This window comes from Shimia sp. R9_3 (assembly GCF_017743755.1).
Taxonomy (GTDB): Bacteria; Pseudomonadota; Alphaproteobacteria; order Rhodobacterales; family Rhodobacteraceae; genus Shimia.
In genome coordinates, this window is the sequence record NZ_JAGHRP010000005.1 from 229,322 (window position 1) to 246,244 (window position 16,923).

The 16,923-nt window shown below is 59.2% G+C and carries 16 protein-coding genes; 11 read left to right on the forward strand and 5 right to left on the reverse strand.

Annotated elements, in window-relative coordinates; genetic code table 11:
- Window positions 1-78: 78 nt before the first annotated feature.
- On the reverse strand, window positions 79-2,481 hold the full coding sequence (gene lon, locus J7412_RS14660) for an endopeptidase La (protein ID WP_209079313.1): 2,403 nt from the start codon (window positions 2,479-2,481) through the stop codon (window positions 79-81).
- 357 nt (window positions 2,482-2,838) lie between these two features.
- Here lon and J7412_RS14665 point away from each other — a divergent pair, with 357 nt between their 5' ends.
- Together J7412_RS14665 and J7412_RS14670 are read left to right on the forward strand one after the other, a co-directional pair.
- Entirely contained in the window at window positions 2,839-4,395 is a 1,557-nt protein-coding gene (locus J7412_RS14665; RefSeq protein WP_209079314.1) for a hypothetical protein, read from the forward strand.
- Window positions 4,388-4,642 carry a hypothetical protein gene (locus J7412_RS14670; protein ID WP_209079315.1) on the forward strand — a complete coding sequence of 85 codons (255 nt, stop codon included), beginning with the start codon at window positions 4,388-4,390 and terminating at the stop codon, window positions 4,640-4,642. The genes J7412_RS14665 and J7412_RS14670 overlap by 8 nt, the downstream gene beginning before the upstream one ends.
- A 13-nt stretch (window positions 4,643-4,655) precedes the next feature.
- Here J7412_RS14670 and tgt read toward each other — a convergent pair whose 3' ends face one another.
- Window positions 4,656-5,786 (reverse strand): tRNA guanosine(34) transglycosylase Tgt, encoded by a 1,131-nt coding sequence (tgt, locus tag J7412_RS14675; protein WP_209079316.1) that lies wholly within the window; start codon window positions 5,784-5,786, stop codon window positions 4,656-4,658.
- 134 nt (window positions 5,787-5,920) lie between these two features.
- Between tgt and J7412_RS14680 the strand changes: the two genes are divergently transcribed.
- From J7412_RS14680 to tpiA, 5 genes are all read left to right on the forward strand, one after another.
- Window positions 5,921-6,802: an SPFH domain-containing protein gene (locus tag J7412_RS14680; RefSeq protein WP_209079317.1), complete on the forward strand. Its 882-nt coding sequence runs from the start codon at window positions 5,921-5,923 to the stop codon at window positions 6,800-6,802.
- A gap of 4 nt (window positions 6,803-6,806) precedes the next feature.
- Window positions 6,807-7,082 carry a hypothetical protein gene (locus J7412_RS14685; RefSeq protein WP_209063566.1) on the forward strand — a complete coding sequence of 92 codons (276 nt, stop codon included), beginning with the start codon at window positions 6,807-6,809 and terminating at the stop codon, window positions 7,080-7,082.
- Between the two features lie 209 nt (window positions 7,083-7,291).
- Entirely contained in the window at window positions 7,292-7,678 is a 387-nt protein-coding gene (locus tag J7412_RS14690) for an SUF system Fe-S cluster assembly protein (protein WP_209079318.1), read from the forward strand.
- A gap of 28 nt (window positions 7,679-7,706) precedes the next feature.
- The gene (locus J7412_RS14695) at window positions 7,707-8,105 is read left to right on the forward strand and encodes an iron-sulfur cluster assembly accessory protein (RefSeq protein ID WP_209063570.1); all 399 of its coding nucleotides are present in this window, start codon (window positions 7,707-7,709) and stop codon (window positions 8,103-8,105) included.
- Between the two features lie 79 nt (window positions 8,106-8,184).
- Complete coding sequence (gene tpiA / locus J7412_RS14700) at window positions 8,185-8,928, forward strand: triose-phosphate isomerase (RefSeq protein WP_209079319.1); 744 nt, start codon at window positions 8,185-8,187, stop codon at window positions 8,926-8,928.
- 239 nt (window positions 8,929-9,167) lie between these two features.
- On the opposite strand, the gene J7412_RS14705 is transcribed toward tpiA, so the two are convergent.
- The 3 genes from J7412_RS14705 to J7412_RS14715 form a co-directional block, all read right to left on the reverse strand.
- Window positions 9,168-10,547: a TRAP transporter large permease gene (locus J7412_RS14705; protein WP_209063574.1), complete on the reverse strand. Its 1,380-nt coding sequence runs from the start codon at window positions 10,545-10,547 to the stop codon at window positions 9,168-9,170.
- Window positions 10,547-11,212 carry a TRAP transporter small permease gene (locus tag J7412_RS14710; RefSeq protein ID WP_209079320.1) on the reverse strand — a complete coding sequence of 222 codons (666 nt, stop codon included), beginning with the start codon at window positions 11,210-11,212 and terminating at the stop codon, window positions 10,547-10,549. The genes J7412_RS14705 and J7412_RS14710 overlap by 1 nt, the downstream gene beginning before the upstream one ends.
- Window positions 11,213-11,314: 102 nt before the next feature.
- Entirely contained in the window at window positions 11,315-12,319 is a 1,005-nt protein-coding gene (locus tag J7412_RS14715) for a DctP family TRAP transporter solute-binding subunit (RefSeq protein ID WP_209079321.1), read from the reverse strand.
- A gap of 392 nt (window positions 12,320-12,711) precedes the next feature.
- Between J7412_RS14715 and J7412_RS14720 the strand changes: the two genes are divergently transcribed.
- From J7412_RS14720 to J7412_RS14735, 4 genes are all read left to right on the forward strand, one after another.
- Window positions 12,712-13,803, forward strand: coding sequence for a fatty acid desaturase (locus tag J7412_RS14720; protein WP_209079322.1), 1,092 nt, complete (start codon window positions 12,712-12,714; stop codon window positions 13,801-13,803).
- Between the two features lie 60 nt (window positions 13,804-13,863).
- Window positions 13,864-14,583 carry an aminoacyl-tRNA hydrolase gene (gene pth / locus J7412_RS14725; RefSeq protein WP_209079323.1) on the forward strand — a complete coding sequence of 240 codons (720 nt, stop codon included), beginning with the start codon at window positions 13,864-13,866 and terminating at the stop codon, window positions 14,581-14,583.
- Window positions 14,580-15,617 (forward strand): DUF2332 domain-containing protein, encoded by a 1,038-nt coding sequence (locus tag J7412_RS14730; protein ID WP_209079324.1) that lies wholly within the window; start codon window positions 14,580-14,582, stop codon window positions 15,615-15,617. The genes pth and J7412_RS14730 overlap by 4 nt, the downstream gene beginning before the upstream one ends.
- Before the next feature lie 72 nt (window positions 15,618-15,689).
- Window positions 15,690-16,856: a serine hydrolase gene (locus J7412_RS14735; RefSeq protein ID WP_209079325.1), complete on the forward strand. Its 1,167-nt coding sequence runs from the start codon at window positions 15,690-15,692 to the stop codon at window positions 16,854-16,856.
- Window positions 16,857-16,923 lie beyond the last annotated feature (67 nt).

A 16,923-nucleotide genomic window follows, 5' to 3' on the forward strand; every position in this document is an offset into this window, starting at 1 on the left:
CTCCCGTTTCTCAGCCAATTGCTCAACAAAAAACGCGCCAGATTCCTGACGCGTTTTCTCTAACTTTAAGCGGGCTTTTTAGTGCGCGCGGGCGCCAGTGCCCTCTTCAGATTTGAGCGCGGCCGCTGCGGCTTCTTCTGCCGCCTCGTCCCACTCAATCGCTTCTGGCTCTTCGATCAGCGCAATCTTCAGCACTTCGGAGACATGTTTCACCGCGATGATTTCCAGACCGTCTTTCACGTTACCCGGAATATCCGCCAGATCTTTCTCGTTCTCTTGCGGGATCAACACGGTTTTGATGCCACCGCGCAGCGCCGCCAAGAGCTTCTCTTTGAGGCCGCCAATCGGCATCGCATTGCCGCGCAGAGAGACTTCGCCAGTCATGGCAATGTCTTTGCGCACCGGAATGCCTGTCAGCACAGACACAATCGAGGTCACCATCGCAAGGCCCGCAGAAGGCCCGTCCTTGGGGGTTGCGCCATCTGGCACGTGCACGTGGATGTCGATCTTGTCAAAGACGGTTGGCTTCACGCCAATCTGCGGGCTAATCGAGCGCACGTAGGAGCTTGCCGCGTCGATGGATTCTTTCATCACATCGCCGAGCTTACCGGTGGTTTTCATCCGCCCCTTACCGGGCAGTTTCAAACCTTCGATGTGCAGCAGGTCGCCGCCCACGCTGGTCCAGGCCAGACCGGTGACAACACCCACCTGATGCTCTTCTTCGGCCAGACCGTAGCGGTATTTCTTCACGCCAAGGAAATCATCCAGATTCTCAGGTGTGACAGACACGCTTTCGGCGTCCCCCTTCACAATCTGTGTGACCGCCTTCCGGGTTAGCTTCGCCAGCTCACGCTCAAGGTTCCGCACGCCCGCCTCGCGGGTGTAGGTGCGGATGACCTCTTGCAGGGCCTCATCAGAGACTTCGAACTCACCCTTTTTCAGGCCGTGGTTCTTGATCTGTTTGTCGATCAGGTGCTGACGCGCAATCTCACGCTTTTCGTCCTCGGTGTACCCCGCGAGCGAAATGATCTCCATCCGGTCCAGAAGCGGGCCCGGCATGTTGTAGGAGTTCGCCGTGGTCAGGAACATCACGTTGGAGAGATCGTATTCCACCTCAAGATAGTGATCCACAAAGGTGCCGTTCTGCTCTGGATCGAGCACTTCGAGCATCGCAGAGGCCGGATCACCGCGGAAGTCCTGCCCCATCTTGTCGATTTCATCGAGCAGGATCAGCGGGTTGGTGGTCTTCGCTTTCTTCAGCGCCTGAATGATCTTACCCGGCATAGAGCCGATATAGGTCCGGCGGTGGCCGCGGATTTCGCTTTCATCGCGCACGCCACCAAGGCTGATGCGGATGAACTCGCGACCGGTCGCTTTCGCAACCGACTTACCCAGCGAGGTTTTACCCACACCGGGAGGGCCAACAAGGCACAAGATCGGGCCTTTGAGCTTGGAGGAGCGCTGTTGCACCGCGAGATACTCGACGATGCGCTCTTTCACCTTCTCCAGACCGTAGTGATCTTTGTCGAGCACCGCCTGCGCGCCTTTGAGGTCTTTTTTCACGCGGCCGCGCTTGCCCCATGGAATGGAGAGCATCCAATCCAGATAGTTGCGCACCACGGTGGCCTCAGCACTCATCGGGCTCATGTTCTTGAGCTTCTTGAGTTCCGCGTCAGCCTTCTCCTTGGCCTCTTTGGAAAGCTTGGTCTTGGCGATCTTTTCTTCGAGCTCGGCAATTTCGCCTTCGCCCTCTTCGCCGTCCCCCAGCTCCTTCTGAATGGCCTTCATCTGCTCATTCAGATAATACTCGCGCTGGGTCTTCTCCATCTGGGATTTGACGCGGGTTTTGATCTTTTTCTCAACCTGCAGAACGCTCATCTCGCCCTGCATCAGGCCATAGACCTTCTCCAGACGCTCGCTCACAGACAGGGTCTCCAGAAGCTCCTGCTTCTCAGACACCTCAATGCCCAGATGTCCGGCCACCAGATCGGCCAGACGCGCCGGCTCAGCGGCTTCTTCCACCGCGCTCAGCGCCTCTTCTGGGATGTTCTTTTTGACCTTGGCATAACGCTCAAACTCGTCGCCAACAGAGCGCAGCAGCGCTTCGATGGTGGCGGCGTCGCCTGGCATTTCTTCAAGCGGCTCAGCCGTCGCTTCAAAGAAATCATCGTTTTCCAAAAAGTCGGTGATCGTCACACGGCTCTGGCCTTCGACCAGCACTTTCACAGTGCCATCAGGCAGCTTCAGGAGCTGCAGCACATTCGCCAGAACGCCGGTGCGATAGATGCCGTCAATGTTTGGATCATCCTCAGCGGGATCCATCTGGCTCGACAGCAGGATCTGCTTGTCATCGGCCATCACCTCTTCCAGCGCGCGGACCGATTTGTCCCGGCCCACAAACAGCGGCACGATCATATGCGGGAAGACCACAATGTCGCGCAGCGGCAGGACAGGATAAGATGTGTTGAGAGGCTCTTGCATGAGTTTTCCTTGTTCTAGCAAAGCGACACAGGCCCCTCTTTGAGGCAGCCACTCGGCCACTTTCCGTTTCCTCGGCTTATTGATTTGGGGGCCGATGCCTCCGCTTTCAACAGCGTTTTGCTCGTTGGAGCACACAATGCCTTTACAGAGCGTAAGGAACAAGGCGGAAAGCCCCATCTCGGGTGATTTTTCGTGACGTAGGTTTGCGCCGTCTGATCGGCAAAAAGTTGCCGTAGCGGCAACCACGCCACAGCTAGGCTCCCCCGCATCCCACACGGCGCTGGAAGTTAGGCAATAGAAGGCATTTGTGCTAATGTTTCTGGGTATTTGCTAAGTATCCGGTTTTGAGGTGATTTTATGCGCAGGTTTGCGATCGTTGGGATTTTGGCCGTTGTGTTGCTTGGCGGCTTCCTCGCGCTTGGCATGTTCAGCCCCAGTCCGACAGAGGACGATGCTCCGCTTATGATCACGATGTCCGGTATCCCGCCTGAGGTATCAGAGACGGCCACCGAGTCAGAGGTGGCCAGCGTTCCTACAAGCCCGCCCCCGGAACAAGAGGTCGCTCCGGCAACAGAAAGTGCGGCATCCGCGCCAACTGGGCCTGAGACCGTGGCAGAGCCCAGCGCTGAAGCGTCAAACCCGCAACGGGCCATGACCGCCCTGCGCGCCGAGATTGGTGACGCTCAACAACAGGCCCAATCCACACAACAAAGCACCCGTGGCCTCGCCCTAAGCACGGTGGAGCAGATGATCCAGGACGGCGCGATAACGCCGGAAGCCCTTGCGCAAATGGACATTCCCACGGGAAGTATCGCCGCGCCGTCAGCGACCACCACCGCTCAACCGGACAGCCAAGCAAGCGCCCCCTTTGACGAAGCGCTCTCAATCCAGCCGGGCACGCTTCTGAGCATCGAAGACAATCCCGAACCATTTGCCTCCGAAGAGCCACCGGTGATCGAAGATTTTGATACCCCGCTTGAGATGGTGTTAGAGGCCCCCGACGAGTTTGAAAGCGCCTCAGACATCCCGGCAGAGGGCGAATTTGAACAGCTCGCAACAATGGATGTCAGCGCAACCGAAGAAGCCGCTGCCGCCCCGGTCGCGGAGGAAACCATCTCCGTGGAAGCGGCTTCTGACGCGGTTGGCGCAGAAGAACGCGCCGAGACAAACTCTGAGGAGGTCGACGCCTTATTGGAAGCGCTGGAGCAAGGCGCAGATCTCAGCGAGCTCCTGCCAGCAACCGCCGCTGGTCCGCCTCCGTCTGAACGCATCATCCCCACGCATCTGTTTGCCGCACCAGGCCAGTTCCCGCCTGAGGGCTATCTGGCCTATGGCGTGGTGGCCTTCCCGCAAAATCCGACACCGGACACAGAGGCGCGCTTCGCCATGCTGTGCCGCGCGTTTCAGGGCATCATCTCCTCCGTTGCAGGGGCCACAGCAGCTTTCCCTTCGGCCCGACAGGTTGTGACGATCTGGCCAGTCTCCAGAGCTGAGATTGCAAATGAGCTGAACTCCAGCCCGAACGGCCAAAAATGCGAGCTGGCAGCGAAGCACTACAACCTGCCCCACAGCGACTTCTTCATGGATGCCGCCCGCGCCGCAGGTGAAAACATCGGCTCAGATCGCGGCCCTTTCTTGCTGGCGTGGAACCCGGGCCATTCCATTGGCACCATTGGTGCCCCCGTGCTGAGCAAGAACCTCAGCCTCGTTGTGACCAAACAGCAGGCCGAGGCTGATTTCCGCGCGTGGAAACGCAAGATCGCCGCAACCTGCTGGGATTGTCCGATCTATCGGTATGAGCTGCGCCGCACCTTGCGGCTTTACAGCGACTATCACGGCGCGCGCATCATTGGAGCCATACGGGCAATGATCACGGATGTGCTCTTGGGCGAAGGGGACAGCGACGATGCTTAAGAAACTCACCTCCCTCAAATCCGCCTCCATCGCCGCGCTGCTTCTGGCGCTTGGCATGATGATGTGGGTTGATCCCACCACCCGCGACGGTGACATCGCGCTGGTTATTGTCTCGTTCCTCTTTTTCACCCTGATCCTGCGCGGCATCGGGATGCTGATCGATCTGATCTTTGACCGGCCAGCCGAGGATGCAGAGAGCGGCGCAGACGAAAAAGCCCCCGCCGAGGGCGAGGGCCAACAAACTTAGGAAATCATGAGCCTTACAGCGGCTCAATGTCCCCTTGCGCACGCTGCGCGTGGAAATCCGCTTCCCAGGCCGCAAATGTGCCTGCTGCGATGGCATCGCGCATGCCCTGCATGATCTCTTGGAAATAGTGCAGGTTATGCCAGGTCAGCAGCATGCCAGAGATCATCTCGTTGCTACGGAACACATGATGCAGATAAGCGCGCGAATAGTTGGAACACGCCGGGCAGCTGCACTGCTCATCCAGCGGGCGCGGATCATCCGCGTGGCGTGCGTTTTTGATGTTCACCACCCCGTGGCGCGTGAACACCTGCCCGGTGCGGCCCGAGCGGGATGGCAGCACGCAATCCATCATATCGATCCCGCGCTTCACGGCGCCAACGATGTCATCCGGTTTGCCCACGCCCATGAGATAGCGCGGCTTGTCCACCGGCAGCATGTCAGGGGCGTAATCCAGACAGCCAAACATCGCCTCCTGCCCTTCGCCCACAGCCAGACCGCCAACCGCATAACCGTCAAAGCCAATCTCTTTGAGCGCCTCAGCGGATTCTTCGCGGAAATCCTGCTCAAGCCCACCCTGCTGAATGCCAAAGAGCGCATGACCGGGGCGATCCCCGAAGGCATCCCGCGAGCGCTGCGCCCAGCGCATTGACAGCCGCATGCTCTCTGCAATCCGGTCCCGATCCGCTGGCAGCGCCGGACATTCGTCAAAACACATGACAATGTCGCTGCCCAAGAGCTTCTGGATCTCCATCGACCGCTCCGGCGTCAGCGCGTGTTTGGAGCCGTCAATATGGCTCTTGAACGTCACGCCTTTCTCCGTCAGCTTGCGCAACCCCGCGAGGCTCATCACCTGAAACCCGCCGCTGTCGGTTAGAATGGGGCGCTCCCAGTTCATGAACTTGTGCAACCCACCCAGACGGTCGATCCGCTCCGCTGTGGGGCGCAGCATCAGGTGATAGGTGTTGCCCAACAGGATATCCGCCCCGGTCGCGCGCACACTTTCCGGCATCATCGCCTTCACCGTTGCCGCCGTGCCCACCGGCATAAACGCAGGCGTGCGAATTTCGCCGCGCGGCGTGTCGATCACACCTGTACGGGCTTTGCCATCCGTGGCCTTAAGCGAGAACGAAAACTTCTCTGACATCACACACCTTCTTTCGGGGACATTTGACGTATTTTCCCCCTCCATACGCCCTCGCGTTTCGCTTGTAAAACACCCCCCAATCCCCATATTGCAAACCACAGAAACACAAGCATTTTTTGGGGAGCAGACCACATATGGAAGATCTGATTTTATCGTTGCTATCACAAAACATCGTCCTGATTTTGGGCGCTATTTTCCTGATCATCGTCGTTCTGAAAGGCGTGCGCATCGTGCCGCAGAGCGAAAAACACGTGGTCGAGCGCTTTGGCCGCCTGCATTCGGTGCTTGGGCCGGGCATCAACTTTGTCGTGCCCTTCCTTGATGTGGTCCGCCACCAGATCTCCATTCTGGAGCGCCAGCTGCCCAACGCTACACAGGACGCGATCACCAAAGACAACGTGCTGGTGCAGATCGACACCTCTGTGTTCTACCGCATTCTGGAGCCGGAAAAGACCGTCTACCGCATCCGCGATGTGGACGGCGCCATTGCCACCACCGTCGCCGGGATCGTGCGGGCCGAGATCGGCAAAATGGATCTGGACGAGGTGCAATCCAATCGTGCACATCTGATCTCTTCGATCCAGAAAATGGTCGAAACCGCCGTGGATGACTGGGGCATCGAAGTGACCCGCGCTGAAATCCTCGACGTGAACCTCGACCAGGCCACCCGCGACGCCATGCTGCAACAGCTCAACGCCGAACGCGCCCGTCGCGCCCAAGTGACCGAGGCCGAGGGCCAGAAACGCGCGGTGGAGCTGCAAGCTGATGCAGAGCTTTACGCCGCCGAGCAATCCGCCAAAGCCCGCCGCATCGAAGCTGAGGCCGAAGCCTACGCCACCGGCGTTGTGGCCGAAGCGATCAAGGCCAACGGCATCGAGGCCGCGCAATATCAGGTGGCGTTGAAGCAGGTGGAATCACTCAACGCGCTTGGCAATGGCGAAGGCAAACAGACCATCGTCCTGCCCGCCGCCGCAATCGAAGCCTTTGGCGACGCCTTTAAGCTCTTGAAAGGATAAGGATATGGCCGACCTCATGACAACATGGTGGGTCTGGCTCGCCGCCGCCTTGGTGCTCGCGATCCTCGAAGTGCTCGCCCCGGGCTTTGTCTTCCTCGGCTTCGCAATCGCCGCCGCCGTGGTCGGCCTCGCCCTTCTCGGCCCGCTGCAACTCCTGTCGGTGCCCATGCTGCTCCTGATCTTCGCCGCCGTCAGCCTGGCCGCATGGCTCATCCTGCGCCGCCTGTTTGCGCTGCCCAAAGGCCAGGTCAAAACCTTCAAGCATGACATCAATGACTGATCATTCGGGGCTTGTCGCTACCGAAAAACTTTGGCTCTGACCCCACGGTCGGAGCCTTTTTTGTTTGCATCTCTCGAAAGAAAAACGCCTTGGCGCGTGGGTCGCACGCACCTCAGCACACCAACGCTGCATTTTCGCCCCCTCCCCCCTCTGGACCTCCGAATGGGAATTTCCTATATGAAAACCTCAGGATTTATGTAGGACACAGCATGACACAGGCTCCCGATCCCGCCACCGATCCCGCCACCGATCCCGTCGAAGGCGCGCCGCTGATCACTCCGTCAAGCACGGGTCACCCGCTGCACGAGCAGATCGTGGAGGCGTGCCGCAGCGTCTATGACCCTGAAATTCCGGTGAATATCTACGATCTGGGCCTGATCTACACGATCCTGGTCAATGACGAGAACGACGTGAATGTGATAATGACCCTCACCGCGCCCGGTTGCCCTGTGGCTGGCGAAATGCCAGGCTGGGTGCAGGAAGCTGTCGCCGGTGTCGGCGGTGTGCGCACGGTTGAGGTGGCGCTTGTCTGGTCGCCACCTTGGGGTATGGAAATGATGAGCGATGAAGCACGGCTTGAGCTGGGCTTCATGTGATCTCACAACGGGTTAGAAAGGAAAGCTGATGTTTGGCATTCCCGGAAAACAAGCGGTCACCATGACCAAATCTGCCGCCGCGCAGATCTCCAAACTCATGGCCAAAGAAGGCCATGCAGGCCTGCGCATTGGCGTCAAAAAAGGCGGCTGCGCGGGCATGGAATACACCATGGATTACGTGACCGAGTCCGATCCGCATGACGAGCGCGTGGAACAGGACGGCGCGGTGGTGATGATTGCCCCCATGGCGCAGATGTTCCTCTTTGGCACCGAGATTGACTACCGCGTTTCGCTTCTGGAAAGCGGCTTTCAGTTCAACAACCCAAATGTGGCCGATGCCTGTGGCTGCGGCGAATCCATCAAATTCAAGGACATGGATGAACTGGCGGAACAAGTTGCCGCTAACGGAGCGCCGAAACTCACCTGAGCGCTTGACGTAAGCCGCCCATACTCCCATGACTTGCGCTAACACTAGATAGCTCGGGTCAACACACGGAGGGGCAGAAATGCGTCGCAAACTGGCAGCAGGAAACTGGAAAATGAACGGCACCACCACAGCGCTGGCGGAGCTGGAAACGCTCGCCGCCGCAGGCGCGCAGGCGCAAACCGATGTGCTGATCTGCCCCCCCTCCACCTTGATTTCCCGCGCCGCCGCGATTAGCGGGTCTGTCGCCATCGGCGGTCAGGATTGCCACGCCAATGCCAGCGGCGCCCACACCGGGGATATCGCAGCAGACATGCTGAAGGATGCAGGCGCAAGCCACGTGATCCTGGGCCACTCCGAGCGCCGCGAAGACCACGGCGAAACCGATGCCGACGTGCGCAGCAAAGCCACCGCAGCATGGGGAGCCGGGCTGATCTCTGTGATCTGCGTGGGCGAAAGCCTCGCGGAGCGTGAGGCCGACAACACGCTCGACATCATCGGTGGCCAGTTGGCCGGCTCCATCCCGGATGAAGCCACGGGGGAAAACCTCGTGGTGGCTTATGAGCCGATCTGGGCGATTGGCACCGGCAAAGTGCCCACCATGTCCCAGATTGGCGAGGTCCATGATTTCATGCGCACCCAATTGGAAATGCGCTTTGGCGAAGGCGTTGGCCGCTCCGTGCGCCTGCTCTACGGCGGTTCCGTAAAGCCCTCCAACGCGGCAGAAATCTTTGCGGTTTCCAACGTGGACGGCGCTCTTGTGGGCGGCGCAAGCCTCAAGGCAGCGGACTTCAGCGCCATCATCACCGCGCTTGACGCGGCCTAAACCGCTTGGGTGGCGCGGGTCAAGGCGCGCGTGAGCGCCCGCGCAGCGGCTTGGCCTTGAGGCGGGCCGCGCATGCCTGACACTGGGATTGGCGCGTTCAGGGCAGACCTGCCTCTGAACCGCTTCTCAGCAAAACTTCCTAATCCTACCCCCCAAACAAAAAACGACGCCCCGATATCGGAGCGTCGCCTTTGCTGTTTTCAGGATAAGAGCGCGCGGAAGCGCACCGCTTACTTCCCCTAATTGGTGATGATCTCCGGCCCCATGACCGCATTGGGCAGAACGGTGGAAATCCACGGGATATAAGTGATCATGATCAGGAAGACGAAGAGCACCGCAAGGAACGGCAGGGCCGCCCGCACCACGCCCATCATTGGCATCCCGGCCACACCGGAGGTCACAAAGAGGTTGAGACCCACCGGCGGTGTGATCATGCCGATCTCCATGTTCACCACCATGATGATGCCCAGATGGATCGGATCAATGCCCAGCTCAATCGCAATCGGGAACACCAGCGGCGCCACAATCACCAGAAGGCCTGAGGGCTCCATGAACTGACCACCGATCAGCAGGATCACATTGACCACAATCAGGAACATCACCGGACCAAAGCCCGCTGACAGCATGGCATTTGCAATGGTCTGCGGCACCTGCTGCTCGGTCAGCACATGCTTCAGGATCAGCGCGTTGGCGATCACAAACAGCAGCGTGACGGTCAGTTTACCCGCCTCAAACAGCGTGTGTTTGGTGTCTGCGTGGAAGAAGGATGTGATCAGCGCGTGTGGCTTTTTGAACAGGGAGACCTTCTGGCCACCGTTGTTGTCTGCCGCCAGCGGGCCCATGTCTTTGTAGACAAAGCAGGCGATGAAGAACGCATAGACCGCCGCCACAGCCGCTGCTTCGGTTGGGGTGAACACACCGCCGTAGATGCCGCCGAGAATGATCACGATCAGGAACAGGCCCCAGCCCGCTTCCATGCCGCTCTGTGCGATCTCGCCAAAGCCGCGCCATTCGCCTTTGGGCAGGTTCTTCACCTTTGCCATCACGTAGATGGTCACCATAAGCATGAGACCTGCCAGAAGGCCCGGGATCACACCTGCAAGGAACATACGGCCAACGGAGACTTCTACAGCTGCCGCGTAGACCACCATCACGATGGAGGGCGGGATCAGAATGCCCAAGGTGCCTGCGTTACAGATCACACCGGCAGCGAACTCCTTGGAGTAGCCAACCTGACGCATGCCTGCGATCACGATGGAACCAATCGCCACAACGGTGGCTGGAGAGGAGCCGGAGAGTGCGGCAAACATCATACAGGCAAACACACCCGCAATGGCCAAACCGCCGGGCAAATGCCCCACACAGGCGATGGAGAAGCGGATGATGCGGCGCGCCACACCACCTGTGGTCATGAAGGAGCTGGCGAGAATGAAGAACGGGATCGCCAGCAGCGTGAAGTGCCCCTCAAAGGCTTCAAACAGCGTGCCTGCAACCGATGCCAGCGTGGCATCCCCAAAGATCAGCAGGAACAGGATCGAGCTGAGACCCAGAGACACCGCAATCGGCACCCCGATCAGCAAGAGGCCAATCACCATGGCAAATAGTAGAACAACAGCCATCAGTCGTGCTCCCCTTGAAGTGCGCGCACTTCTTCAATTTCATCTTCAACTTCGTGGCTTGCCACCAGACGGTCAGTGTCGCCTTTCCAGATCGCGATGGAGGCCTGTGCAAAACGGAACACCAGCAGGAACATGGAGATCGGCAGCACGATGTAAGGCACCACTTTGGGCAGCTTTTCGTATTCGTCGCCGTAGTTGATCAGGTCTTCCAGAAACTTGAACGCGCTGATCATCGGCACGTCCTGCACCTCATAGAAAGACTGGCTGCGCGCCTTGAGATCAAAACCGGTCGGGAACCAGCGGCCCGAGGTTGGCGGCAGATCCGCAAAGACCGCCCAATAGTCATAGGCGCCTTTCAGCATCAGCAGCGAGAAAATCAGACAGGCCGCAGCCGCGATCAGGCCAAGAACACGCGCCGTTGCCGGGCTCACCATGTTCAGGATCGCATCGACGCCCAGATGGCTGTGTTTCTTGACGGCATAAGAGGCGCCCAAAAGCACCAGCCAGGCAAACAGGAAAACCGTCGCCTCCAGCGCCCAGAGAATGTTTGAGTTGAAACCGAACCGGGCAATCACATTGGCAAAGGTGATCAATGTCATGCTGCCCAGAAGAAACGCGATCAGCGTCTCTTCGATCCGGTCCACAAAGCTATGCTTGGTTTGCATTGTCCTGCGTCCCGCTTGTGTTTTGAGTGGATTTTGGTTGCAAAACGGGCGGGCCATTGGCGGCCCGCCCGCTCAAATTTCATCAGGATTTACGCCCTGAAATCAGCCTGCAGCGTTGATCGCCTGCGCTGCGTCGATGTTGTCCTGGCCAACATCGTCGGTGAATTTCTCCCAAACCGGCTTCATGGCTTCAACCCAAGCCAGACGCTGTTCTGGGGTCAGCTCACGGATGGTACCGCCTGCATCGATGATGGACTGACGCGCCGCTTGGTTCACCGCTTCCGCTTCTTTGTTGCGGGTGTGGGTCACCTCTTGGAAGATGGTGATGAACTGGGTGCGCACATCTTCTGGCAGGCTGTCGAGCCAGTCCACAGAGGTCACAACCAGATAGTCCAGAATGCCGTGGTTGGTCTCTGTGATGCCGTCCTGCACCTCAAAGAACTTCTTGCCGTAGATGTTGGACCAGGTGTTCTCCTGACCGTCCACAACGCCCTGCTGCAGTGCGCCGTAAACTTCGGAGAAGGCCATCTTCTGCGGGGAGCCACCCATGGCTTCCATCTGGGCCACAAGCACGTCAGAAGACTGTACGCGGAACTTCAGGCCGTTTGCGTCGGTTGGGGTTTCCAGCGGCACATTTGCAGACATCTGCTTCATGCCGTTGTGCCAGTAACCCAGCCCCTGCAGACCACGGCGCTGCATGCTGTCCAGCATCGCCTGACCTTTGTCAGAGGCTTGGAACGCATCCACGGCCGCGATGTCTTTGAACATGAACGGCAGGTCAAACAGGCGGAACTGCTTGGTGAATTTTTCAAACTTGGACAGCGAAGGCGCGGCCAGCTGCACGTCACCCTGCAGCATCGCTTCGAGCACTTTGTTGTCGTTGTAGAGCGTGGAGTTCGGGAAGACCTCCATGCACATCTTGCCGTCCATCTCTTCGTTCACGCGCTTTTCCAAGAGCGACGCAGCAATCCCTTTGGGGTGCTTGTCGGTGTTGGTCACGTGGCTGAATTTGACGACGATTTCGCCATCGTCACAGGCCGCAGCCGCAAAGCTCGCGCCGGTGACAGTCAGGGCCATCGCTGTGGCCGCAGTGGTCAAGAATTTCATATCTTTTTCCTCCCAGATATTCGTTCAAGTGCCGTCAGCGCCCGGAAGTGCTCAAAGCGCTGGATGACAGGACTGTGGCCTTACCGAAGAGACCGCTCAACAATTTCTTGCATATGTCCCCTCTTGAAATTTTTTCATCACAATAACAGATAGTTATCGGAAAAATACCCAGTTACCCCGATAGGCGGCCTTCAAAAACGTGCGAAATCCCGCACAGGCCAGACAGGGGTTGTGCGGAAATCCGCACAGCTGGGGAAGACCCTGTGAGCCTTATGAACCGCCAAGTTAAGGCAAGGTACGGTGTGAGCGCCCTTCGCAGGCGATTTGCACATTGACGCTCCCCCTGCGCAGCTTAGGCTGGCGACAACACCATTTTGAACGCTGAAAACCCGATGTCTGATACCGCACCGCGCCCCAAGGGGATCTCTCCGCACTCCCGACGCCACAATGAAATGCGCAAAGCCGCTTTGGCCGCGCACCCAGAGCTGGCCGCCCTGTCCGGGCCACAGCCGCTGACCGCGCTCGCGCTGCCGGTCTTGCTGGCGGTGCATTGGGGCATCGCATGGGTGATCTCGGATCAGCCGATCTGGGTGATCGGCCTTGCGGCCTTTCTGATCGGGCAGCTGGTCTATCACTCTGCCGCCTCGCTGATCCATGAAACCTGCCACAAGCTTGTGTTCCGCGCAGCGCGACCAAAGCTGGCCTTTGATCTGGGGCTGGAGATCATCCTCACCTCTTACGGCAAACAGCTCACCTATCAGCATCAGCATGTCACCAGCCACCATCCTTTCATTGGCGACTATGACAATGACTATGAGCACGAAGACCTCTGCGCATTGCAGGCGCGCTTTGCCATCGCCAAAACCAGCCCCGCCCTGCAACATGCGCTGACGGTGCTGACACTCATCCTGCACGCTCTGCCGCTCGGCTCTGTGTTCATCGCCGACAAGATCCTGCCACCGCTTTACGCTTGGGCCTCTGGCCGTCCGGTGCGCGATCCGCAACCGCGCTTCACCGGCACCTCGCCCGACATGGCCGAAATGCGCCCGTTCATCATCACCTCTGTGATTTCAAATCTCGTGATGCTCGCCCTGCTGGGCCCTTGGGCGCTGCTCTATCACCTTTGGTCCCTGTCCTTTTTCCTCGGCAAACTGGGGGTGACCAACCTTGGCCAATCCCTCACCGAGCATCCAGGAGACGATGATGTGAACCCGACGCGCTCGACCTATGGGTCGATCAACTGGCTGCTGTTCAACACCGGCTATCACAACGAGCATCACTCCTTCCCCAATGTCCCATGGACGCGCCTGCCCACTCTGCGCCGCGTTGCGCCGGAGGTGTTTCATGCCGAAGCCGAGCGCAGCTACATTGGCGCGTGGTGGGATCATGTGCGCCATGATTTCACCGCCTCCCGCCGTCTGAAACTGCATGACGAAGATCACCTGACCCGCTGTCAGGGCGGAGAGATCAAACCCGCGGAGTGATTTGCCTCAGCCGCGCAGCATCCCTATACTGCAGCGCAGAAATCACAGCGAGCAGATCTCATGAAACTCTTCGTCGGCCTTGGCAACCCGGGGGCCAAATACGCGCAAAACCGCCACAACATCGGCTTTATGGCGATGGATCAGATCGCCTCTGACCACGGCTTTGCGCCTTTCAAGGGCAAGTTTCAGGGTACGCTGACCGAAGGACGGCTGGGGCGTGAGAAGGTGCTGCTGCTGAAGCCGGAAACCTTCATGAACCTCTCCGGCCAGTCGGTTGGCGAGGCAATGCGGTTTTACAAGCTGACCTCTCAGGATGTGGTTGTCTTTCATGACGAGCTAGATCTCGCACCGGGCAAGCTCAAGTACAAAATGGGCGGCGGTCATGCGGGCCACAACGGGCTGCGCTCCATCCATCAGCACATCGGCGAGACTTATGGCCGCGTGCGCATGGGCATTGGCCATCCGGGTCGCAAGGAGCTGGTGAGCGGCTATGTGCTGCGCGATTTTGCCAAGGCGGAACAGGATTGGCTTGATGACATGCTGCGCGGGATTTCTGATGGCGCGGCGCATCTGGCCGAAGGGGACACCGCGAAATTCTCCAATGCGGTCGCCATGCGCCTGAACCCGCCGCGCCCCTCCACCGGCACCAAAGGCCCGAAAGCAAGCGGCACACCTGCCGCTGCAAAGGCTGAGACATCAAAACCCAAGGCAGAGGCCAAGCCCGCCCCCGAAGAGGACAGCCGCAGCCCTTTGCAAAAATTAATGGATAAGTTTTCATGAGCGCGCTGAGTGCGGCGTTTCTGGAGCAGGCTGACAGCTGCGACGCCTTGGACAGCCCGTTCATGGGCCGTCTGCTGCGCATGCTCTCTGCCAACTGGCCCACAGACACCGCACTTGCCCAAAAATGCGCCACATTTGCGGGCAACACCGGCCCCAAAGGCCACAGCCTGCCCCTGCGCATCGCCAGTGGCCTCCATGCGCTGGTGCTGAAACAAACAGATCCGGCGCTGGCAGCGGTCTATCCGCCAAACACACCTGCGGACCCAGAGCTGCAAGATCAGGTCCTTGCCGCCCTGCACCGCCATGACGCCTTTCTGTGTGACTGGATCACCAACGCCCCGCAGACCAACGAAGTGCGCCGCAGCGCCGTCCTGATCGCCACAGCGCAGCTGCTGACCGCGCGTTTTGGCCTGGCGCTGAAACTCTCCGAGCTTGGGGCCTCTGCCGGCCTCAACCTGATGTTCAATCAGTTCCACCTCGCGGTGGGTGACGGCTATGGACCAAAAAGCGGCGTGGTACTGACACCCGACTGGCAAGGCGCGCTGCCGCCACAAGGCGCGCTCTCGGTGGTGGAGCGCCGCGGCGTCGACCTGCACCCGCTCAACAGCCATGACCCCGAGCACGCGCTGCGGCTCCAGGCCTATCTGTGGGCGGATCAAGCCGAGCGCATCACCCGCACCCGCGCCGCAATCGCGCTTCAAGACGCCGAGGTAGATGCCAGCGATGCGATAGACTGGCTGGAGGCGCGCGTTGCCGCCCCACAGAGCGGCGCGCTGCATCTGGTCTACTCCACCGTGGCCTGGCAGTATTTTCCTGCCGAAGGTCAAGTGCGCGGCACCAAGATCATGGAAGCCGCAGGGGCCAAGGCCACCGAAAACGCGCCCCTCGCCTGGCTTTCCTATGAGGCCGATGACCAGACACTCGGCGCAGCGCTCACGCTACGCCTTTGGCCTGGTGATGTGACCTTAAATCTGGGCCGCGCAGATTTTCACGGCCGCTGGGTGGACTGGCAGGCCCCAGAGAAGCTCACCTAACGTCAGCATTGCAGCCCGGCCCCGCAAGATGCTCAACTTATTTAAAAGGTGAGGCATTTCGGGGAGGAAAAAATGCGCACATTCGGGAAGTGGCTGGGCCGCATATTGCTCATGCTGGCGCTGGCGGCCGTGGCGGTCTATTTTCTCAAACGCGAAGAGATCACCCGGCTTCTGGCGGTGAACTCCCTCTTTTCGGAAGAAAAGATCGTCTCCAACTTCTCAAACATGGACACGCTGTTCCTCACTGCGGACATCGCACAGGGCGACGCAGCGGTCAGCCCCCTGCCAAACGGCACTGCCATGCAAATGCCAGTCCGCTTTGACAGCTGGCTCAAGGAGCGCGCTGTGACCAGCGTCGTTGTGCTCAAAGACGGCGCGGTTGTGCATGAGAGCTACCATCAGGACACAGCGCCTGAGGATCTGAAGATCAGCTGGTCGGTGGCAAAATCCTATCTGTCCTCGCTCATGGGCATTGTGCTGGCGGAAGGCCACATCGAGAGCCTTGACGATCCGGTTACCAAATATGCGCCTCTGCTCAAAGGCTCCGCCTATGACGGCGCAACCATCAAAAACGTGCTTCAGATGTCTTCGGGGGTGACTTTCAACGAGGACTATCTGGATTTTTACTCTGATATCAACCGCATGGGCCGCGTTCTTGCCTTGGGCGGCACGCTGGACGGCTTTGCCGCAGGCCTCAGCGAGACCTTCGTCGCGCCCGGCACGCAGTTTCAATATGTCTCGATTGACACCCATGTCATCGGCATGGTGATCCGCGGCGCCACCGGCCGTTCCATCCCCGATCTTCTGGGGGAAAAGATCATCTCCAAGCTCGGCTATGAGCAGAAGCCGTACTACGTCACCGATGGCGAAGGCGTGGCTTTTGTCTTGGGTGGGCTGAATATCCGCACGCGTGACTATGCCCGCTTTGGTCAGATGGTCCTGCAAGAAGGTCAATATGGCGGCGAACAGATTGTCCCGGCTGACTGGCTGGCCGCCGCCACCGTGCCCAGCGCCAACACCCAGCCCGGCAAGCTGCACTATGGCTATCAGTGGTGGATGCCCAAGGACCCGCGCGAGGGAGAGTTCTTTGGCATCGGTGTTTATGGTCAGTACATCTACATCAACCGCGCTGAGGGCGTGGTGATCGCGGTGAACTCTGCGGACCGGAAGTTCAAGGAAAGCGGCGTGACAGATGGTAATATCGCCCTGTTCCGTGAAATTGCGGAAACTGCGCAGTAATAAGGTGGACGGACGGGGGCTGGCTGCCCCCGCACCCCCGCGGATACTTAGTGCAAGAGGAAGACGG